The sequence below is a fragment of the Flavobacterium sp. FlaQc-49 genome (genome assembly GCF_044005985.1).
Classification (GTDB): domain Bacteria; phylum Bacteroidota; class Bacteroidia; order Flavobacteriales; family Flavobacteriaceae; genus Flavobacterium; species Flavobacterium cupriresistens.
Genome location: NZ_JBIPCS010000011.1, coordinates 118,705 through 135,613, shown reverse-complemented (window position 1 = coordinate 135,613; position 16,909 = coordinate 118,705). Strand labels below are relative to the sequence as shown.

Sequence of the window (16,909 nt, the reverse complement as noted above, 5' to 3'; positions counted from 1 at the left end):
AAAATAACCGGCACAATTATGCTACTAGCAATAAATACTTTTGCTATGGCACAAAATAGTTCGTTGAGCAAAAGTGAACCGATTAGTATCGCTACTAACGAAACCCTATTTGTTCATTTAAACAACACAACCTTAATTGCAGGAGAAACACTGCATTGTAAATTGTATTGTACCAATCCGACCAATAACACCTGGAGTGAAATTAGTAAAATAGCCTATGTTGACCTTGTTAATAGTGACAGCCAAGTTATTTTTAGTAATAAAATCTATTTGGATAACGGAAAAGGACAAGGGGATTTTTTCATTCCAACAACCATTGAAACAGGCAACTACAAACTTATCGCCTATACCAAATGGATGTTGAACAAAAAGGATTTAAAAACAGCAAAAACGGACCTTTTGCTAATTAATCCGTATTTGGTAAGCAACAAAACGAATTCGGCAAGCAAAGAAACCAAAACAACAGGAAACGAATCTGTTACCGAAAATTCAATCAAAGACAAAACGTTTGCCATACAACTGGATAAAACTACCTTTCAGGAAAGAGAACAAGTCGCATTAAAAATAAAATCATTAACCGCTGAAACAAACAAAGGAAGTTACTCTCTCTCTGTAAAAAAAATCGACAATTTACCTTCTAAAAGACAAATGAATGCTGCTGAGTTTGTAAAATTCAACACCAATAATGAGCTGACAAACCGCATGAATGATTCGATCCGTTTTCTTCCGGAACTTAGAGGCGAGATTATTTCAGGCAGCATTACAAACACTAAAAACCCTGGCGAGATAAATCATAAAACCGTGGCTTTATCAATACCCGGTAAAGAATATGCTTTTAAAATAACACAGACAAACCCATCCGGAAAGTTTAATTTTGTTCTGGATAAAGACCCTAATTATTCTAATGCTGTTGTTCAAATAATAGGCAATGATAAAAATGACTATAAAATAGACGTTGACAAAAATAAAGGATACAACTTATCTGATCTAAAAAACACAGATGAAACATTCTTAACCTCTGATTACAAAAGCACTATCGAACAACGATCGATTGCCAATCAGATTGAAAATGCCTATTATTCACTAAAAAAAGACAGCATTACCAACGGTTCCGGTGTTTATCCGTTCTATAATCCTTTACAAAAAGAATACATTCTTGGCGATTACACCAAGTTTCCTACTTTAAAAGAAACCATTACAGAAGTTATAAAAGAAATGTACTATCGTGAAAAAGACAATAATTACTCTTTAAATCTTAGAGATATAAATTATGATCTGGAATACTTTTCTGAACCCGCTTTGGTATTAGTTGACGGGCTTCTGATTCAAAACGTAAATGAGTTATTTACCTATAAAACAGAAAACATATATAAAGTAAGTATCGTTCCCGGCGTTTATTTTTATGGTCCAAAAGCTTTTAACGGTGTTATAAATTTCACAACTAAAAACAATGATTATGTGACTTCTGCGCACGGTAATTTTATTTTAAATACTGAAATTCAAAGACCTCAAAATAAAATCATCGCGTTTAAACAAAATTATAACGACCAAAACAAAGAGAATAGAATTCCGGATTACAGATACCAATTGCTTTGGGAACCTCAATTAACTTTAGAAAACAAAGAAAATACCGTTTCGTTTTTCACTTCTGATGTATCAGGAAAATACGAAATAAGTCTCGAAGGTTTTACTGAAAACGGGCTTCCTGTTTCTGCAAAAGAAATCATACAAGTAAATACTTCAAATTAAGTTCACTACCATTAACGAATAAAACTCCTTTTTTCAAGATTTGAAGAAAGGAGTTTTTCGTTATTCAAATTCATTATATTTGAAAACGTATTAGAAACCACTACAATTTTCATTAGAAGCGAGACAGAAAGCAACTTACTAACTATAAGATTTACAACAAACTAAACCAACTTCAGAAACTCGATACAATATTTTTAAAATTATTTTCACTTCGTTGTAACTTTTTCTATACTTCCTACGTATAACTATTTGTACACTTTAAAAAAATAGGGAGACAACAACATGAGACAACTTAAAATCACCAAGCAGGTAACCAATCGTGAAACTGCATCGTTAGATAAATATCTACAAGAAATCGGAAAAGTTGACCTAATTACCGCAGATGAAGAGGTAGAATTAGCACAAAGAATAAAGGCTGGTGATCAAAGAGCTTTAGAAAAATTGACAAAAGCCAACCTACGTTTCGTAGTTTCTGTGGCAAAACAATATCAAAATCAAGGATTAACACTTCCTGATTTAATTAACGAAGGAAACTTAGGTCTAATTAAAGCGGCTCAACGTTTTGATGAAACTCGTGGTTTCAAATTTATCTCTTACGCAGTTTGGTGGATTCGTCAATCGATCCTTCAGGCTTTGGCAGAACAATCACGTATTGTACGTTTACCATTAAACAAAATTGGTTCTATCAATAAAATCAACAAAATGTATGCCTTATTAGAGCAATCTAACGAGCGCCCACCTTCTGCTGAGGAAATTGCAAAAGAACTGGATATGACTGTAAATGATGTAAAAGAGTCTATGAAAAACTCTGGTCGTCACTTATCTATGGATGCACCTCTTGTTGAAGGAGAAGATTCTAATCTTTATGACGTTTTACGTTCAGGAGAATCTCCAAACCCGGACAGAGAATTAATTCATGAATCCTTACGTACTGAAATCGAACGTTCTTTAGAAACATTAACGCCAAGAGAGGCAGATGTTGTTCGTTTGTATTTTGGTCTTGGTGATCAACACCCAATGACTCTTGAGGAAATTGGAGAAACTTTCGACTTAACTCGTGAGCGTGTACGTCAGATTAAAGAAAAAGCAATCCGCAGATTAAAACATACTTCAAGAAGTAAAATTCTTAAAACGTATTTAGGATAAAAATATTTGTTTCAGGTTTAAAGTTTCGAGTTGTTTTAGTAACTTGAAACTTTAAACTTGAAACCTTTTTAACGCAAACAACAGTTTGATTGACTGTTCGTTTTTTGATTGATGATTGAAACTCCGGCTGATTACCGGAGTTTTTTATTTTTTATAAGTACATTTGCAAAAAACAACACAACATACCACTACACAATGAAGAATACACTTATAGCTCCTTCTGTTTTAGCAGCCGATTTTGCCAATTTACAACGTGATATCGAAATGATTAATAACAGTGAGGCAGATTGGTTTCATATTGATATCATGGACGGTGTTTTTGTCCCGAATATCTCTTTTGGAATGCCTGTTTTAGAAGCCATTTCAAGACATGCAAAAAAAACAATTGATGTTCATTTAATGATTGTGGATCCGGACAGATACATAAAAACCTTCGCTGATTTAGGTGCAAATATACTAAGCGTACATTACGAAGCGTGTACTCATTTACACCGAACGCTACAAGCAATCAAAGCCGAAGGAATGAAAGCCGGAGTAGCCATCAACCCTCATACCAATATTGATTTATTAGAAGACGTTATCAATGATATTGATCTGGTTTGCATCATGAGTGTTAACCCTGGTTTTGGAGGACAATCTTTTATTGAAAATACTTATACAAAAGTAAAAAAGCTAAAAGAGCTGATTACCCGAAAAAATGCAGCAACACTTATCGAAATTGACGGTGGTGTAACCAATAAAAATGCAAAACAACTAGTAGAGGCCGGAGCCGATGTTTTGGTAGCAGGAAGCTTTGTTTTTAAAGCCGAAAACCCAACAGCAACTATTGCGGACCTAAAAGTCCTGACTGCTTTTTAAATTTTTCAAATTCGGAAAGAAATCAATTCCGGTCATTTTTTCGATCGTTTCAATCGGAACGACAAAATCGTAAAGTGATCGATCGCTATTTTCATTTGGAACTAAGAATGCAATGGCCTTGTGCTGAGTCCCTGATTTAGCCAGAATGATTTTATAAAAATATTTAGGAACAGCAACTTCTTCTGTTCCTATTTTTTTATCCGAATCTTTCAAAACACCTCCGGTAACCACATAAATATCGTTGTATTTTCCTGCCCAGTAGCGTGCTTTCTGTTCTATTCTGTTCCAGATTCCACTATTAAAATCATGTTTTTGAGGCGAAATATTAGAGGTATAAAAAGTATCGTTATAGGCATTTTTATCAAACTCCATATCACCGGCAGGACAAAGATGTCCTTTATCATAACCTGATTTTTTATAATTCCTCCAGTCGGCTGAACCTGTTATTACTTTGGGATCTTCAATAAAATAGGGACGTTTATAATCTCCATTTTTCAAATATTCTTTTTTGAGTTCATACGCCACCCACTCTGCCTGTTCGAACTTTTCATTATAAGACAGTGTGTAGTATTTATGTTTTACAATTTGTTTCGTTGTGGATGTGGGCAAATACGCAACAGTATATAACGAATCTGTACTGTTTTGATTGGAAACAAAAAGAGTTTTTTCTTCCTTTAATTCCTCTTTTACTACTGTTTCTTTTTTACACGAAAAAAACACCATACTTACCAAACTCAAAACAAGAAATCCTCTCATATCATTATACTTTTAATCCATAAAAAAACGCTCCGTAAATATAAACTTTCGGAGCGTTTTAATAACAAATTATTTTTCTTAAAAACTAAGACTTCACTAATTTATCTTTCTTCATTTTTGAAGAATTACTTTTCACCATATTACTTTTAGTTTGTAAATCATCTAAAACATTTAGTGCTTCTTCTACATAAACGTCTTTAGATAATGCTTGGTGCCAAGCTTCTCTTTTCTCTTTTAAAGTAGCATCACTTTTAATCTCAAGCTCTTCATAAGGCAAAGATTTAAATACCAGATTGTTTTTATAATCTGAAATTGGTTTATACTTTTTACCTTCGTTTTCAACCTGTTCCTGAGTCGCTTTAAAGTTTGTAATGTTCAAGCTGTACGTATTCTCTTTGCTCTTCACATCAATCCATTTTGCGTTGTCTTCAATTAAGTTGAATTGCGGATTTTGAGCAATTCTGTTTTTACTGTTCGCAATTGCTCTGGTAAAATTTTCGTTTGAAGTCCAGGTAACATAATCAGCCTGATCTATTTTATCCCAAGGCATTGCATTGTCAATATCACGCTCTCCCATTTTCAGATAGGCATAACGATCCGGCATCACCACATCACTATGAACCCCTTCTAATTGAGTTGAACCTCCGTTGATTCTATAGAATTTTTGTCCTGTAATTTTCAAAGCACCTAAGTCGCCATAATTTGCATTACGAACAAACTGATTCAAATCAAGTACATTTTGCACGGTTCCTTTTCCGTAAGTTTGCTTACTTCCAATGATAACTCCACGTTTGTAATCCTGAATTGCCGCAGCTAATATCTCTGATGCAGAAGCCGAGAAACTGTTTACCATAATTACTAATGGCCCGTCCCACTCGATTTTTTTATCTTTATCGTATAAAACTTCTTTCTTTTTACCTGCAGATTTCACCTGAACAATTGGCCCTTCTTCAATAAATAAACCGGCAATATCAACTACTGTAGATAAAGATCCACCACCATCATCACGAACATCCAATACAATTCCGTTGACATCTTCTTTTTTCAGTCTTTCTACTTCAAGAGCAATATCTTTTCCGGCATCGCGACCGTCTTTATTTTCAAAATCGATATAAAATTTAGGTAAATAAATTACACCATATTTCAATCCGTTCTTTTCAACAATACTTGATTTTGCATACGTTTCTTCAATTTCTACTACATCTCTGATTATCGAAATAACTTTGATGCTTCCATCTACTTTTTTAACGGTAAGTTTAACTTCAGTTCCTTTGTGTCCTTTAATTTTCTTTACAACATCATCCAAACGCATCCCTACAACATCTACAGGCTCTTCGTTTCCTTGTGCTACTTTCAAAATTAAATCCCCTGCTTCAAGTTGTTTTCCTTTCCAGGCAGGTCCACCAGAAATTAACTCGTCTATTTGAGTAAAATCATTTTTCTTGGTTAATCTTGCTCCAATACCTTCCAGTTTTCCACTGATATTAACATCAAAACGGTCTTTGTCTTCCGGAGCAAAATAACTTGTGTGTGGGTCAAAACGTGCCATAATAGAATTTACGTACACAGAAAACCAATCTTCTTTATTTAAATCTTTAATCAGACTGAAATTATCGTCTAATGATTTTAAAGAGCTGTCACGTGTTTCTTTTTCTAAAGCTTCGAAAGATTTTGCTTTGTAAGCAGGATCTGTTTTCTTTTTGTCTTCTTCTATTTTCTGTTTGGCAACAAGTGAAGAAAGGGTAGAAAGTTTAATTTGCTTTCTCCATCTTTCATTGATTTCAGTTGTGTTTTTTGCATAAGGCAAATGCTCGTAATCAGAATTAAAAGTTTCATCAACACTATAGTTGAATGGCTGCGCTAAGATAGTCTTATATCTCTTTTTGCTTTCCTCCATACGTTTCATCAATCTGGTATAAGTCAGGTTGAAAAAAGTAAGGTCTTTATTTAAAAACTGATCATCCAACATTAGCTCATATTGCTTAAACTCATCAATATCAGACTGTAAGAAGAATCTTTTTGAAGGATCCAGCGCCTCAATATAATCCTTAAAAATTCCCTTAGAGAACTCATCATTAATTTCTGCCGGACTATAATGTCCTTTTTCTATAACAAAAGCTAATAATTCTAAAAGTGTTTTATCTCTATTTGGGTCCGGATCAACTTTATTATCTGCATTTATTTTGAAAGCAAACAAGGTTACCGACAAACATAATACGGCTATAAGTATTTTATAATTTCTTTTCATAAATTTAATAATAGCATTCATCAATTTTTTAATCTAAGTTACGGTAAAAACTATGCCACTAAAGCCAAGTTCACTATAATTTTTTGTTAAAGGTATAAAAATGTTTGACTTGCCAAAGCCAACTTTTATTTAGTTGATAAATTTTATTTTATTTGTAACTATTCTACAAAAATCTGTCACTACATTTGCTTTTATAATCCTATTAATTACCTAATATTTCTAAAATGAAACACGAAAAACCACTTATATTAGTTACCAATGATGATGGAATTCTGGCACCGGGAATCAGAGCTTTGATAAGTGTTATGGAAACAATCGGAGACGTACTTGTTGTCGCTCCCGACAAACCTCAAAGTGCCATGGGACATGCCATTACGATTAACAACACGTTGTATTTGGATAAAATATCTAAAGAAAATGCGAAAACAATCGAATACAGCTGTTCCGGAACTCCTGTCGATTGTGTAAAACTGGCCGTAAATGAAATCTTAAAAAGAAAACCCGATTTATGTGTTTCTGGCATTAATCACGGATCAAATTCTTCTATAAATGTAATTTATTCCGGAACTATGAGTGCCGCTGTTGAAGCTGGAATTGAAGGAATTCCGGCGATTGGTTTTTCTTTGTTGGATTATGACTGGAATGCCGATTTTGAACCTATAAAATCATTCATAAAAAAAATAACCTTAGAAACACTTGCCAATAAATTACCGGAAGGTGTTGTTCTGAATGTTAATTTTCCAAAATTAAAAGAGAACGAAATTAAAGGAATAAAAGTTTGTCGTCAGGCCAAAGCGCTTTGGGTTGAAAAATTTGACAAACGACAAACTCCATTTGGAAAGGATTACTACTGGCTTTCGGGGAAATTTGTCAATGAAGACAAAGGAGAAGATACAGACGAATGGGCACTTGAAAATGGATACATCTCAATAGTTCCCGTACAATTTGATTTGACGGCGCACCATTCTATACAGCAACTTAACACCTGGGATTTAAATGAATAAAAAAGACATACTGGCAGGTTTTATTGCCGGGATTTTCACTTCTCTTTTAGGAAGTTACTTATTCATTACCTTTTTTACGCCATTTGACTTCTCAACAGGGATTCAAACTATTAAAGAATATGGTTATTTAGGGAAAATCATCACTTTGGGAACCCTCTTAGATCTTGCTGTTTTTGCTTTTTTCTTAAAACGAAACAAAGAATTTATGGCACGGGGCGTAATCCTGGCGGTGATTGTTTTGGCAATTTCTACTGTATTTATTTAAATCTTATCTTTGCCTTGCAAAAAAAATAGTTGTGTTGAAAAACAGAACACCTCTTCAAAAAAACGAACATGAAATATTACATAATAGCTGGTGAAGCCTCCGGAGACCTACATGGTTCTAATTTAATGAAAGCCTTATACGAGGAAGATCCTCAGGCCGAAATCAGATTCTGGGGTGGTGACTTAATGCAAAAAGTGGGCGGAACTTTGGTAAAACACTATCGCGAATTGGCTTTTATGGGTTTTGTGGAAGTTATTTTTAATCTAAAAACCATTTTAACCAATATTACTATTTGCAAAAAAGACATTGCTGCTTTTCAACCGGATGTTATTATTTTTATTGATTATCCGGGGTTTAATATGCGTATTGCAAAGTGGGCTAAAGCCTTGAATTACAAAACACACTATTATATTTCGCCACAAATCTGGGCCTGGAAAGAAAGCAGAATCAAAGCGATCAAACATGATATTGATAAAATGTTTGTCATTTTACCTTTTGAAAAAAGCTTTTATGAAGACAAACATCATTTTCCAGTAGCTTTTGTAGGGCATCCGCTGATTGATGCAATTCAGAATCAGCCAGCGTTTGATGAAGCTGTTTTTAGAAAAGAAAATCAATTAAGCGATCGACCAATTATTGCTGTTTTACCGGGAAGCCGTCAACAGGAAATCACCAAAATGCTAAGTGTAATGCTGAGTGTAGTAGACGATTTTCAAGACTATGAATTTGTAATCGCCGGTGCCCCAAGTCAGGATTTTGGGTTTTATCAGCAATTTATCACCAATAAAAATATCAAATTTATCTCGAATAAAACCTATGCCCTGCTTCGATCATCGACCGCGGCTTTGGTTACCTCGGGTACTGCAACTTTAGAAACAGCTTTGTTTAAAGTTCCTGAAGTCGTTTGTTATAAAGGGAGCAACATTTCGTATCAGATTGCAAAACGCATTATTACACTAAAATACATTTCTCTGGTCAATTTAATTATGGATCAGGAGGTCGTGACTGAGTTAATTCAGAGTGACTGCAATACGAAACGCATAAAAGAAGAGTTATATAAAATACTGGAACCTGCTTACCGTCAAAAATTGTTGCAAAACTATGATATTTTAGAGCAAAAATTAGGAGGTGTCGGAGCCAGTAAAAAAACAGCAAAACTTATTGTTGCTGATTTAAAACCGCTTTAAAAAATTTTATTTTGAAAAAACTACTCGTTTTACTCTTTTCCGCTCTGCTTTTTGCTTCTTGTAAATCAAGCTCCTCTGTAGTAGATAAAAAGGAATCAAAGCGGGAGAACAAATATGCAGTAAAACATTTAGTCGATGTAGCAACGGAGAATCTTGGTGTGCGATACAAAGCGGGAGGCACGACTAAAAGTGGTTTCGATTGCTCTGGATTGGTCTATACTGCCTTTCAAACCGAGAATATCTCAATGCCAAGAAGTTCTTATGAGCAATCTAAAATTGGGAAAGTTATCCAATTTAAGGATGCTCAAAAAGGTGATTTGATTTTCTTTAAGACCAACAGAAGCAAACAAATCAATCATGTTGGGCTAATTACGGAGGCTACTTCAAACGAAATAAAATTTGTACATTCTTCTACTTCAAAAGGGGTCATAATCTCCTCCACCAAAGAAGCTTATTATCAAAATTCTTTTGCCCAGATCAACAGAGTTCTCGAATAATCTTTTATAAATAAAATAACTTTTTTCTTACAAATTTTTAATACTTTTAAAACATGAAAGTATTAGATTTTCCGTTGACTAAAATTACGATTGCCTTTATAATTGGCCTATTGATTTCTTACTATTGGCTACTTGGCTTTTTAGCAACAGCTGTCTCTGTTGTAAGCATTACAATTCTTTTTTCAATCTTCTATTTTACATCAAAAAAGAATAAAAAACACCTTATTTTTTTTGGAATAAGCACCTACTTACTTTCCTTTTGGCTGGGTATCATCAGCTTACTACTGCACACAAACACACTTCAACAATCCCATTACAGTCATTACCAACAAGGATTCGAAAAGCCACATACTATGTCTTTTACTTTAGTTGAAAAGCTAAAGGGCAATGTTTACAATGATCGTTATGTTGCCGTTTTAAACCCTACTGAAAACAGCCCTTATAACGGAAAAATTATTGCAAATATCGAGAAAGACAGTACCGCAAATCGGTTAATTATTGGAAATACAATTCAAACAAAAGCCACTTTACAGCACCTGGGAACAGTAAAAAATCCCTATCAATTTGATTATGGAACTTATCTGGCCAACAAACAAATATATGTCCAGATTTTTATTTCTAAATCCGAAATCAGAATTAATAAAAAAGTCAACAAAACTATTTGGTTTTATGCCGCAAAGCTACACTCAAGGATCATTTACAACCTTACTAAAGCAGGTTTAAACAAAACTGAAATGAATGTAGCGATGGCCTTAATTTTAGGCCAGCAACAAGAAATTTCACCGGAAACCCTTAAAGATTATCAATATTCAGGAGCAACACATGTTTTGTCTGTTTCAGGACTGCACGTAGGCTACATTATGTTATTTATTCTCTTTCTTCTGAAACCGATACCCAACACGCGTAAGGGCTCTTTTATAAAGCTAATTACCATTTTGGTGGCACTAGGTCTTTTTGGTATTATCTCTGGCTTATCACCTCCTGTTTTGCGTTCTGTGGTCATGTTTTCCTTTCTGGCTATCGGGAATCATCTCAGAAGAGGCAGCAACATTTATCACACCTTACTGGTTTCTATTTTACTAATTTTGTTATTTGAACCTTATTTTTTATTTGATGCGGGATTTCAATTGAGTTATATTGCCTTATTCTCGATTCTTTGGATACAACCATTATTAAAAGAGATCTGGAAACCCACAACCAAAATCCTGACTTATCTCTGGGAAGCTTTAACAGTTTCCTTTGCCGCCCAAATTGGAACATTCCCAATTTGTTTGTATTACTTCCATCAATTTCCTTCTTTATTTTTCGTAACCAACATTCTTATTCTTCCGGTTTTATCTTTTACAATGATTGCCGGAATTGTTGTACTGCTCATTTCTGTCTTTACCAGCTGTCCGATAATCTTCATTCAGATTTTTGAAAAAAGCATTTATCTGTTAAATACAATCATACACTATATCGCCTCTTTTGAATTTTTTGTTATTCGCGACATTCGCTTTAATTTTTATTATTTACTTAGTTATTATCTACTGATCATTACGAGCGTTATCTGGTTCAAGAAACCAACTTACAGTAAATTAATCGCCACTATGGTTTCTATAGTTTTTGTTCAGCTGGCCTATATTAGCACCAAAAAAGAGGTCGAAAACAAATCGGAACTAATTGTATATCATATCAAGAAAAAAACCATTATCACTGAGCGAACTGGCCAAAACATTACCCTCTTTGCAAATGATACTCTTTTAGGAAAAGACTCCCTTCAAAAAAGTATAAATTCCTATCTGGTGGGGAGTTTTGGACTGCTGAAGTCGACCCGTACAATTAAAAACACCTTCTTTTTTAATTCTAAAAAAATCTTCCTGATTGACAGTAGCGGAGTCTATAATAAAACTATTTCCCCTGATGTTCTCCTTCTAATACAATCTCCCAAAATAAATCTGGATCGCGTTTTACTTGACTTAAACCCAAAAATAGTAGTATCGGATGGATCTAACTCTTATTCGATTCAAAAACGTTGGCAAATAAGCTGCTCCAAAAGAAAAATCCCTTTTCACTCTACCGGTGAAAAGGGATTCTATAAATTAAACTAGCAACTACCCTCTTTCATTCAGACGGATTCAAAATCGAATCACATTCTGATATCCAGCTTCTGGCTCCGCCGTTTCTATAAGATACTTTTCCGAGCATATCAAACGTTGTTTTGCCATTCCTAATTGCTCCATTGACAATACATACTTGTGGTAACTCAATAATTTCGAAAGCATTTTTTAACCTGACATTTTGCTCTTTGATCACACTAGAGGAAAAATCAGATAAATCGAGCTTTACTAATATCACATTCTTACGAGACCACTTTTCAAATTCAGGGGTTCCAAACACTTCCTCCTGCAGGTTATCGGATGCGCTCGCGGCCGTAAACAAAATTAACATCGGCCTTCTTTGTTCAGCGCTCAAAGCAATTGCATCGGTCACGTTTGTTGTCCAACCAGCATTTTGAGCGTTCATCAAAAATGTAACTAAAAAAAACAGCAATAAAAGTAGTTTTCTATTCATAAAATTGCATAAATTAAGTTAACAAAAAACCAATTTAGCAAAATTTATCTTAAAAAACAAAAATATAATCACTAGAACCAATTCAAAAGTGACATAAAATATATTTTACTGTCGAAGCTATAGGCAATACACGCCTTGGCATAAAAACAGAAATTTAAACGACACAAAACAATCCTTAAAGAATAAACCTATTTAAAAAAAAACATCCCTTTTTGCACGTTGGCAAAAAGGGACTCTACAAATTAAATTAAGTAACTTAATTTAAATTTTAGTTATTCACTTGGGTGCAAAATAGAATTCGATTCCGAAATCCAAGATTTTGCTCCTCCCGGTTTATAGGAAATTTTTCCCAGGGCACTAAAAGTTGTTTTATTCTTTCTGATAGAAGCACTAGCGTAGCATACTTGCGGAAAATCATTAACGCCGAAGGCATCTTTCAACTTCATGTTTTGCTCTTTATCAGTATCAGATACATTAACATCTGATAAATCCAATTTTACAAGAATAACATTGTCTCTTGACCACACAGCAAAGTCCGGAGTTCTAAAGATTTCATTTTGCAAATTATTCGGCGCATCGGCTGTCGTGAATAAAATTAACATTGGTTTTTTTTGTTCGTTACTTAATGCAATCGCATCCGTCATATTAGTTTTCCAAACTAAGTTTTGGGATTGCATCGAAAATGAACCTAAAAAAACAAGTAGGATAAGTAATTTTTTAGTCATATCAATAGGCTTGGTTAGATTAGATTGACGAAATTAACATAATATTTTAATTTTCCAATTTTATTAGCACAAAAAACAAACTATTTATTTTTCGCTTCTAAAATAAGTATCATTTTAATAATTAAACACCCGTTAATACGCCTATTCTAAACAAAAAAACTCCTTACAACGTACTGTAAGGAGTCTTTAGAAAGCTATTTTTAAAATATCTTTATGATTTTTTCGGATGAACAATTCCTTCGGCTACGGCCAACCAGGCAGTCGGACCTCCGGCAACATATCCGGTATGACCAAGGCCTTTAAAATTAACTTTACCGTCTTTAGATTCAGCGCTGGTAAAATAAATGGTTGGAAAACCTTGTATGCCAAATGCTTGTTGCAATTCGTTATTCTGATTTTTTAATTCGGGTGTCTGTGGTGTTCTTCTAGGGTAATCTAATTCAACTAAAACAACATTCTGACTTGCCCACTTTGAAAATTCAGCCGTTTTTAAAACTTCATTTTGCAGTCGGATACACCATCCACACCAATCGCTTCCTGTAAAAAACAGTAACATTGGTTTGTTTTCTTTATTACTTATTGCAATGGCTTCTTTTACATCTGTATGCCATTTCAACTCTTGAGCCTGGGCAACAAATGCTCCAACCAAAAAGAAAGCTATTAAAAATATTTTTTTCATGTTGTTTATTTTTAACAAATTTAAACAAAATTTGCAATGCAAAATGTCATCTACTTTACTTCTTGCATTAATTTCTTAATTAATGGTGTCGTAACGATTAAAACGATACCGGCAATTAAGGAATAGATTGCCAATTGGTAGTATCCGTCTGTATAAGCAATAAGTTTTGACATTAATGTCGTTCCTGTATTGGCATTTGACATTTCTGACCCCAGCTTTCCTGCAGCAAATTGACCAAATGCACTTGATAAAAACCATAAACCCATCATCATACCAAATAATCTTTTTGGTGACAATTTGGTGATTACCGACATTCCGATTGGTCCTATACACAATTCTCCTAGTGTATATACCAGATATCCTAAGGCAAATACGTCTAAAGAACTTAATCCATTTACATCTACAAAAAATCTTGCGCTATAAAAAACGAAGAATCCGGCAGCTAAAAGGATAAAGGAAAGTCCGAATTTAACAACTGTATTTGGTTCTATTTTTCTTTTGTAAAGAAAGATCCATAACAATCCCACTAAAGGACTAAAAATAATTACATATAATGAATTAATACTATTGTTAACCACATTGGGATCAATAGTAAAAAACAACAATTTATTGGTCAAATTATCTTTTGCAAATAAAGACAAAGAACCTCCGGATTGCTCAGAAATAGCCATGAACATAAAATATCCGAAGATAAAAACAAACGCAGCTAATAATTTATACTGTTGCTTTCTGTCTTTAATTCTTAGTAATTCGAATAAAAAATACGACAATGCCACCACACCAATAGTGTACATAAAGTATTCTGTAAAATCAGAATTAATTACCATTATATAAACCAATGGTATCACTAGTAATGAACCTACATATACAGCAATCTCATAAAGATTACGTTTTTTAGGTTCGTGATTCTCAAGAGGTGAATTTCCAATTGGTGCCAAATGTTTTTTGGTCAAAAGAAAAGTAATAACTCCAATAATCATTACAATAGCAGCAGACAGAAAGCACAAACTCCAAGAGTAATTTTTTCCCAAGTAAATCGGAATCGCTCCTCCTAACATTCCACCAATATTGATTCCGGCATAGAACATTCCGTATCCGGCGTCTCTTCTACCATCATTTTCATGATACAACTCTCCTACCATCGACGATACGTTTGGTTTAAAGAAACCGGTTCCGATAATCGAAAGTGTTATCCCATAATAGAAAAAATCATGGGGTGAAGCTGCAATAAGTAAATTACCTAAAATCATTACTATTCCTCCGAATAGTAATGATTTTTTAAATCCTAAAATTTTGTCGGCGAAAATTCCTCCGATAAAAGTGAAAGCATAAACAAAAGCCTGAATCGCTCCGTATTGCAGATTGGCTTTTCCTTCCAGTAAACCTAATTGGTCTACCATAAAGAATGCTAAAACTCCTCTCATTCCGTAGAAGCAGAAACGCTCCCACATTTCAACCAAAAACAAATACCATAATTGCTTTGGATACTTGCCTTTAAAATTCTGTATTTCTTCTAAAGTGATATTTTTTTCCATTTTATCTAACACCATGCATCATTTTTTTCAAAAATGGAGTCAGTGCAAACAATACAATTGCAGCGATACCTGTTAGCACAACAAATACCATGAAAAACTCGTATAAATTATGAATTTCAAATCCTGCAAAAAAGTGATTTGCTGCACTAATTTGATGTTTTTCTAAAAGGACTATTTGTTCTGCTGTAGGTGTTATCGTTTTATCTAAAACAGCCTGAAGATCTATACCTAATTCTTTTGCTTTGGCAAACTTATCACCCGTTGCAGGCAAAATAGAGCCTAAAGTTCCTCCTAAAGCGTAACCTGATGCATTAGACAAGAAAAACACACCATACAATAAAGAAGCAAATCGTTTTGGAGCCAATTTACCTACTAAAGATAAACCGATCGGAGACAAACATAATTCGGCACATGTATTTAAGAAATACAATAAGATCAACCATTTAACCAATAATAATCCTGAAGTTCCAATATAAGAAACCTGTGTCGCGATCATAAAGAAACTAATCGATATTATCACTAGACCTACCGCTAATTTTACAGGAGAGATTGGCTCTTTACTATTGGCTCTTAATGTATCCCATAATATACTGAACGGTACCGCCAATAAAACTACAAACATTCCGTTAAAAATCTGAACCATTGACGGAGGCATTTGCCAGCCAAAGAAATTTCTGTCGGTTTGATTATCTGCAATAAAAGTCAATGATGAACCCGCTTGTTCAAAAGCTGCCCAGAAGAAAATAATAAAAAAGGAAACAATATAAATTACAAATATCCTATCTCTTTCAATCTTAGTTAAAGAAGTATCCGAAATAATTAATCCTGCCAATGATAAACCACTCGAGTAAATCAAAGTATAAATCAGATTCTGACCTACCACATAGTGAAAAAAGAATCCTAAAGCAACAAAAGCAACTCCTGCAGTTGCAAGGGCTTTGTTAGAGAAATTAGCTTTTTGCGCTTCTCCTTCTTCAAAATCAGAGGCATCATTTTTAGAAGGTAAACCTCCTAGTGGTTTTCCTTCAGGAGAAACCACATATTTATTTTTTAAAAAGTAAAAAACTATAGTCCCAATAAACATGGCTGCAGAAGCTGCCAGGAAACCCCATCTGAAAGCATGAATATCTCTAATACCTCCAGCGTCTTTTACATCTCCTAATAAAGGACAAATAGACTGACCTAAAAAGGCTCCGATATTAATACCCATGTAGAAAATAGTAAAAGCACTATCTAATTTTGTTTTTTCTTGTTTTGGATACAAACTCCCCACCATACTTGAGATATTTGGTTTGAAGAATCCATTACCAAACACAATAACTCCTAATGCAGAGTACATAACTATTTTTGCAAGATCAATATGCTCCCCAAAAATACTTCCGCTGGTAAACAACAACAATTGTCCGATTGCCATTAATAATCCTCCTAATAGAATACAGTTTCTGTTCCCCAAAAAACGATCGGCAACGAAACCTCCTAACATTGGAGTTAAATAACAAAGTCCAAGAAAACCACCATAAATCAACGAGGCTTCTTCTTCCTTCATTAATAAAGAGTTAACAAGAAATAAAGTTAATAAAGCTCGCATTCCATAAAAATTGAACCGCTCCCACATCTCCGTTCCAAACAATACCCAAAGTCCTTTTGGATGCGCCGATTTTACTTGTTTCTCTCCCATATTATTTATTATTTTTTTTTAAGGTTATA

15 protein-coding genes are annotated in these 16,909 nt (G+C 34.0%); 8 read left to right on the top strand and 7 right to left on the bottom strand.

Features of this window, described 5'->3' with window-relative positions; all coding sequences use genetic code 11:
- Nucleotides 1-18: 18 nt before the first annotated feature.
- The 3 genes from ACHRV3_RS19195 (at nucleotide 19) to rpe (ending at nucleotide 3,753) form a co-directional block, all read left to right on the top strand.
- Nucleotides 19-1,749 (top strand): hypothetical protein, encoded by a 1,731-nt coding sequence (locus tag ACHRV3_RS19195; protein WP_395435814.1) that lies wholly within the window; start codon nucleotides 19-21, stop codon nucleotides 1,747-1,749.
- Nucleotides 1,750-2,031: 282 nt separating this feature from the next.
- Entirely contained in the window at nucleotides 2,032-2,895 is an 864-nt protein-coding gene (locus tag ACHRV3_RS19190) for an RNA polymerase sigma factor RpoD/SigA (protein ID WP_007804760.1), read from the top strand.
- A gap of 195 nt (nucleotides 2,896-3,090) precedes the next feature.
- On the top strand, nucleotides 3,091-3,753 hold the full coding sequence (gene rpe / locus ACHRV3_RS19185; RefSeq protein ID WP_395435815.1) for a ribulose-phosphate 3-epimerase: 663 nt from the start codon (nucleotides 3,091-3,093) through the stop codon (nucleotides 3,751-3,753).
- Here the strand turns inward: rpe and ACHRV3_RS19180 are convergent.
- Nucleotides 3,730-4,509 carry a DNA/RNA non-specific endonuclease gene (locus tag ACHRV3_RS19180; RefSeq protein WP_395435816.1) on the bottom strand — a complete coding sequence of 260 codons (780 nt, stop codon included), beginning with the start codon at nucleotides 4,507-4,509 and terminating at the stop codon, nucleotides 3,730-3,732. The genes rpe and ACHRV3_RS19180 overlap by 24 nt on opposite strands.
- An 85-nt stretch (nucleotides 4,510-4,594) precedes the next feature.
- Nucleotides 4,595-6,778, bottom strand: a complete 2,184-nt coding sequence (locus tag ACHRV3_RS19175) for a carboxy terminal-processing peptidase (protein ID WP_395435817.1) — start codon at nucleotides 6,776-6,778, stop codon at nucleotides 4,595-4,597.
- A gap of 203 nt (nucleotides 6,779-6,981) precedes the next feature.
- Between ACHRV3_RS19175 and surE the strand changes: the two genes are divergently transcribed.
- The 5 genes from surE to ACHRV3_RS19150 all read left to right on the top strand — a co-directional run bounded on the left by surE (nucleotide 6,982) and on the right by ACHRV3_RS19150 (nucleotide 11,800).
- Nucleotides 6,982-7,761, top strand: a complete 780-nt coding sequence (gene surE / locus ACHRV3_RS19170; protein WP_230004399.1) for a 5'/3'-nucleotidase SurE — start codon at nucleotides 6,982-6,984, stop codon at nucleotides 7,759-7,761.
- Entirely contained in the window at nucleotides 7,754-8,026 is a 273-nt protein-coding gene (locus tag ACHRV3_RS19165; protein ID WP_395435818.1) for a hypothetical protein, read from the top strand. Before surE ends, ACHRV3_RS19165 begins: the two co-directional genes overlap by 8 nt.
- A 68-nt stretch (nucleotides 8,027-8,094) precedes the next feature.
- Nucleotides 8,095-9,213, top strand: a complete 1,119-nt coding sequence (gene lpxB, locus ACHRV3_RS19160; RefSeq protein WP_230004398.1) for a lipid-A-disaccharide synthase — start codon at nucleotides 8,095-8,097, stop codon at nucleotides 9,211-9,213.
- Between the two features lie 11 nt (nucleotides 9,214-9,224).
- Nucleotides 9,225-9,710: a C40 family peptidase gene (locus ACHRV3_RS19155; protein WP_395435819.1), complete on the top strand. Its 486-nt coding sequence runs from the start codon at nucleotides 9,225-9,227 to the stop codon at nucleotides 9,708-9,710.
- Between the two features lie 53 nt (nucleotides 9,711-9,763).
- A complete protein-coding gene (locus tag ACHRV3_RS19150; protein WP_395435820.1) occupies nucleotides 9,764-11,800 on the top strand; it encodes a ComEC/Rec2 family competence protein in 2,037 nt (678 codons plus the stop codon).
- A gap of 13 nt (nucleotides 11,801-11,813) precedes the next feature.
- Here the strand turns inward: ACHRV3_RS19150 and ACHRV3_RS19145 are convergent, their stop codons facing one another.
- From ACHRV3_RS19145 to ACHRV3_RS19125, 5 genes are all read right to left on the bottom strand, one after another.
- Nucleotides 11,814-12,263: a thioredoxin family protein gene (locus ACHRV3_RS19145; RefSeq protein WP_395426542.1), complete on the bottom strand. Its 450-nt coding sequence runs from the start codon at nucleotides 12,261-12,263 to the stop codon at nucleotides 11,814-11,816.
- A gap of 272 nt (nucleotides 12,264-12,535) precedes the next feature.
- Entirely contained in the window at nucleotides 12,536-12,988 is a 453-nt protein-coding gene (locus ACHRV3_RS19140; RefSeq protein WP_047772740.1) for a hypothetical protein, read from the bottom strand.
- Between the two features lie 211 nt (nucleotides 12,989-13,199).
- The gene (locus ACHRV3_RS19135) at nucleotides 13,200-13,667 is read right to left on the bottom strand and encodes a thioredoxin family protein (protein WP_047772739.1); all 468 of its coding nucleotides are present in this window, start codon (nucleotides 13,665-13,667) and stop codon (nucleotides 13,200-13,202) included.
- A 50-nt stretch (nucleotides 13,668-13,717) separates the two neighbouring features.
- Nucleotides 13,718-15,202, bottom strand: coding sequence for a peptide MFS transporter (locus ACHRV3_RS19130; RefSeq protein WP_047773244.1), 1,485 nt, complete (start codon nucleotides 15,200-15,202; stop codon nucleotides 13,718-13,720).
- Between the two features lies 1 nt (nucleotide 15,203).
- On the bottom strand, nucleotides 15,204-16,880 hold the full coding sequence (locus ACHRV3_RS19125; RefSeq protein WP_047772737.1) for a peptide MFS transporter: 1,677 nt from the start codon (nucleotides 16,878-16,880) through the stop codon (nucleotides 15,204-15,206).
- Between the last annotated feature and the right edge of the window lie 29 nt (nucleotides 16,881-16,909).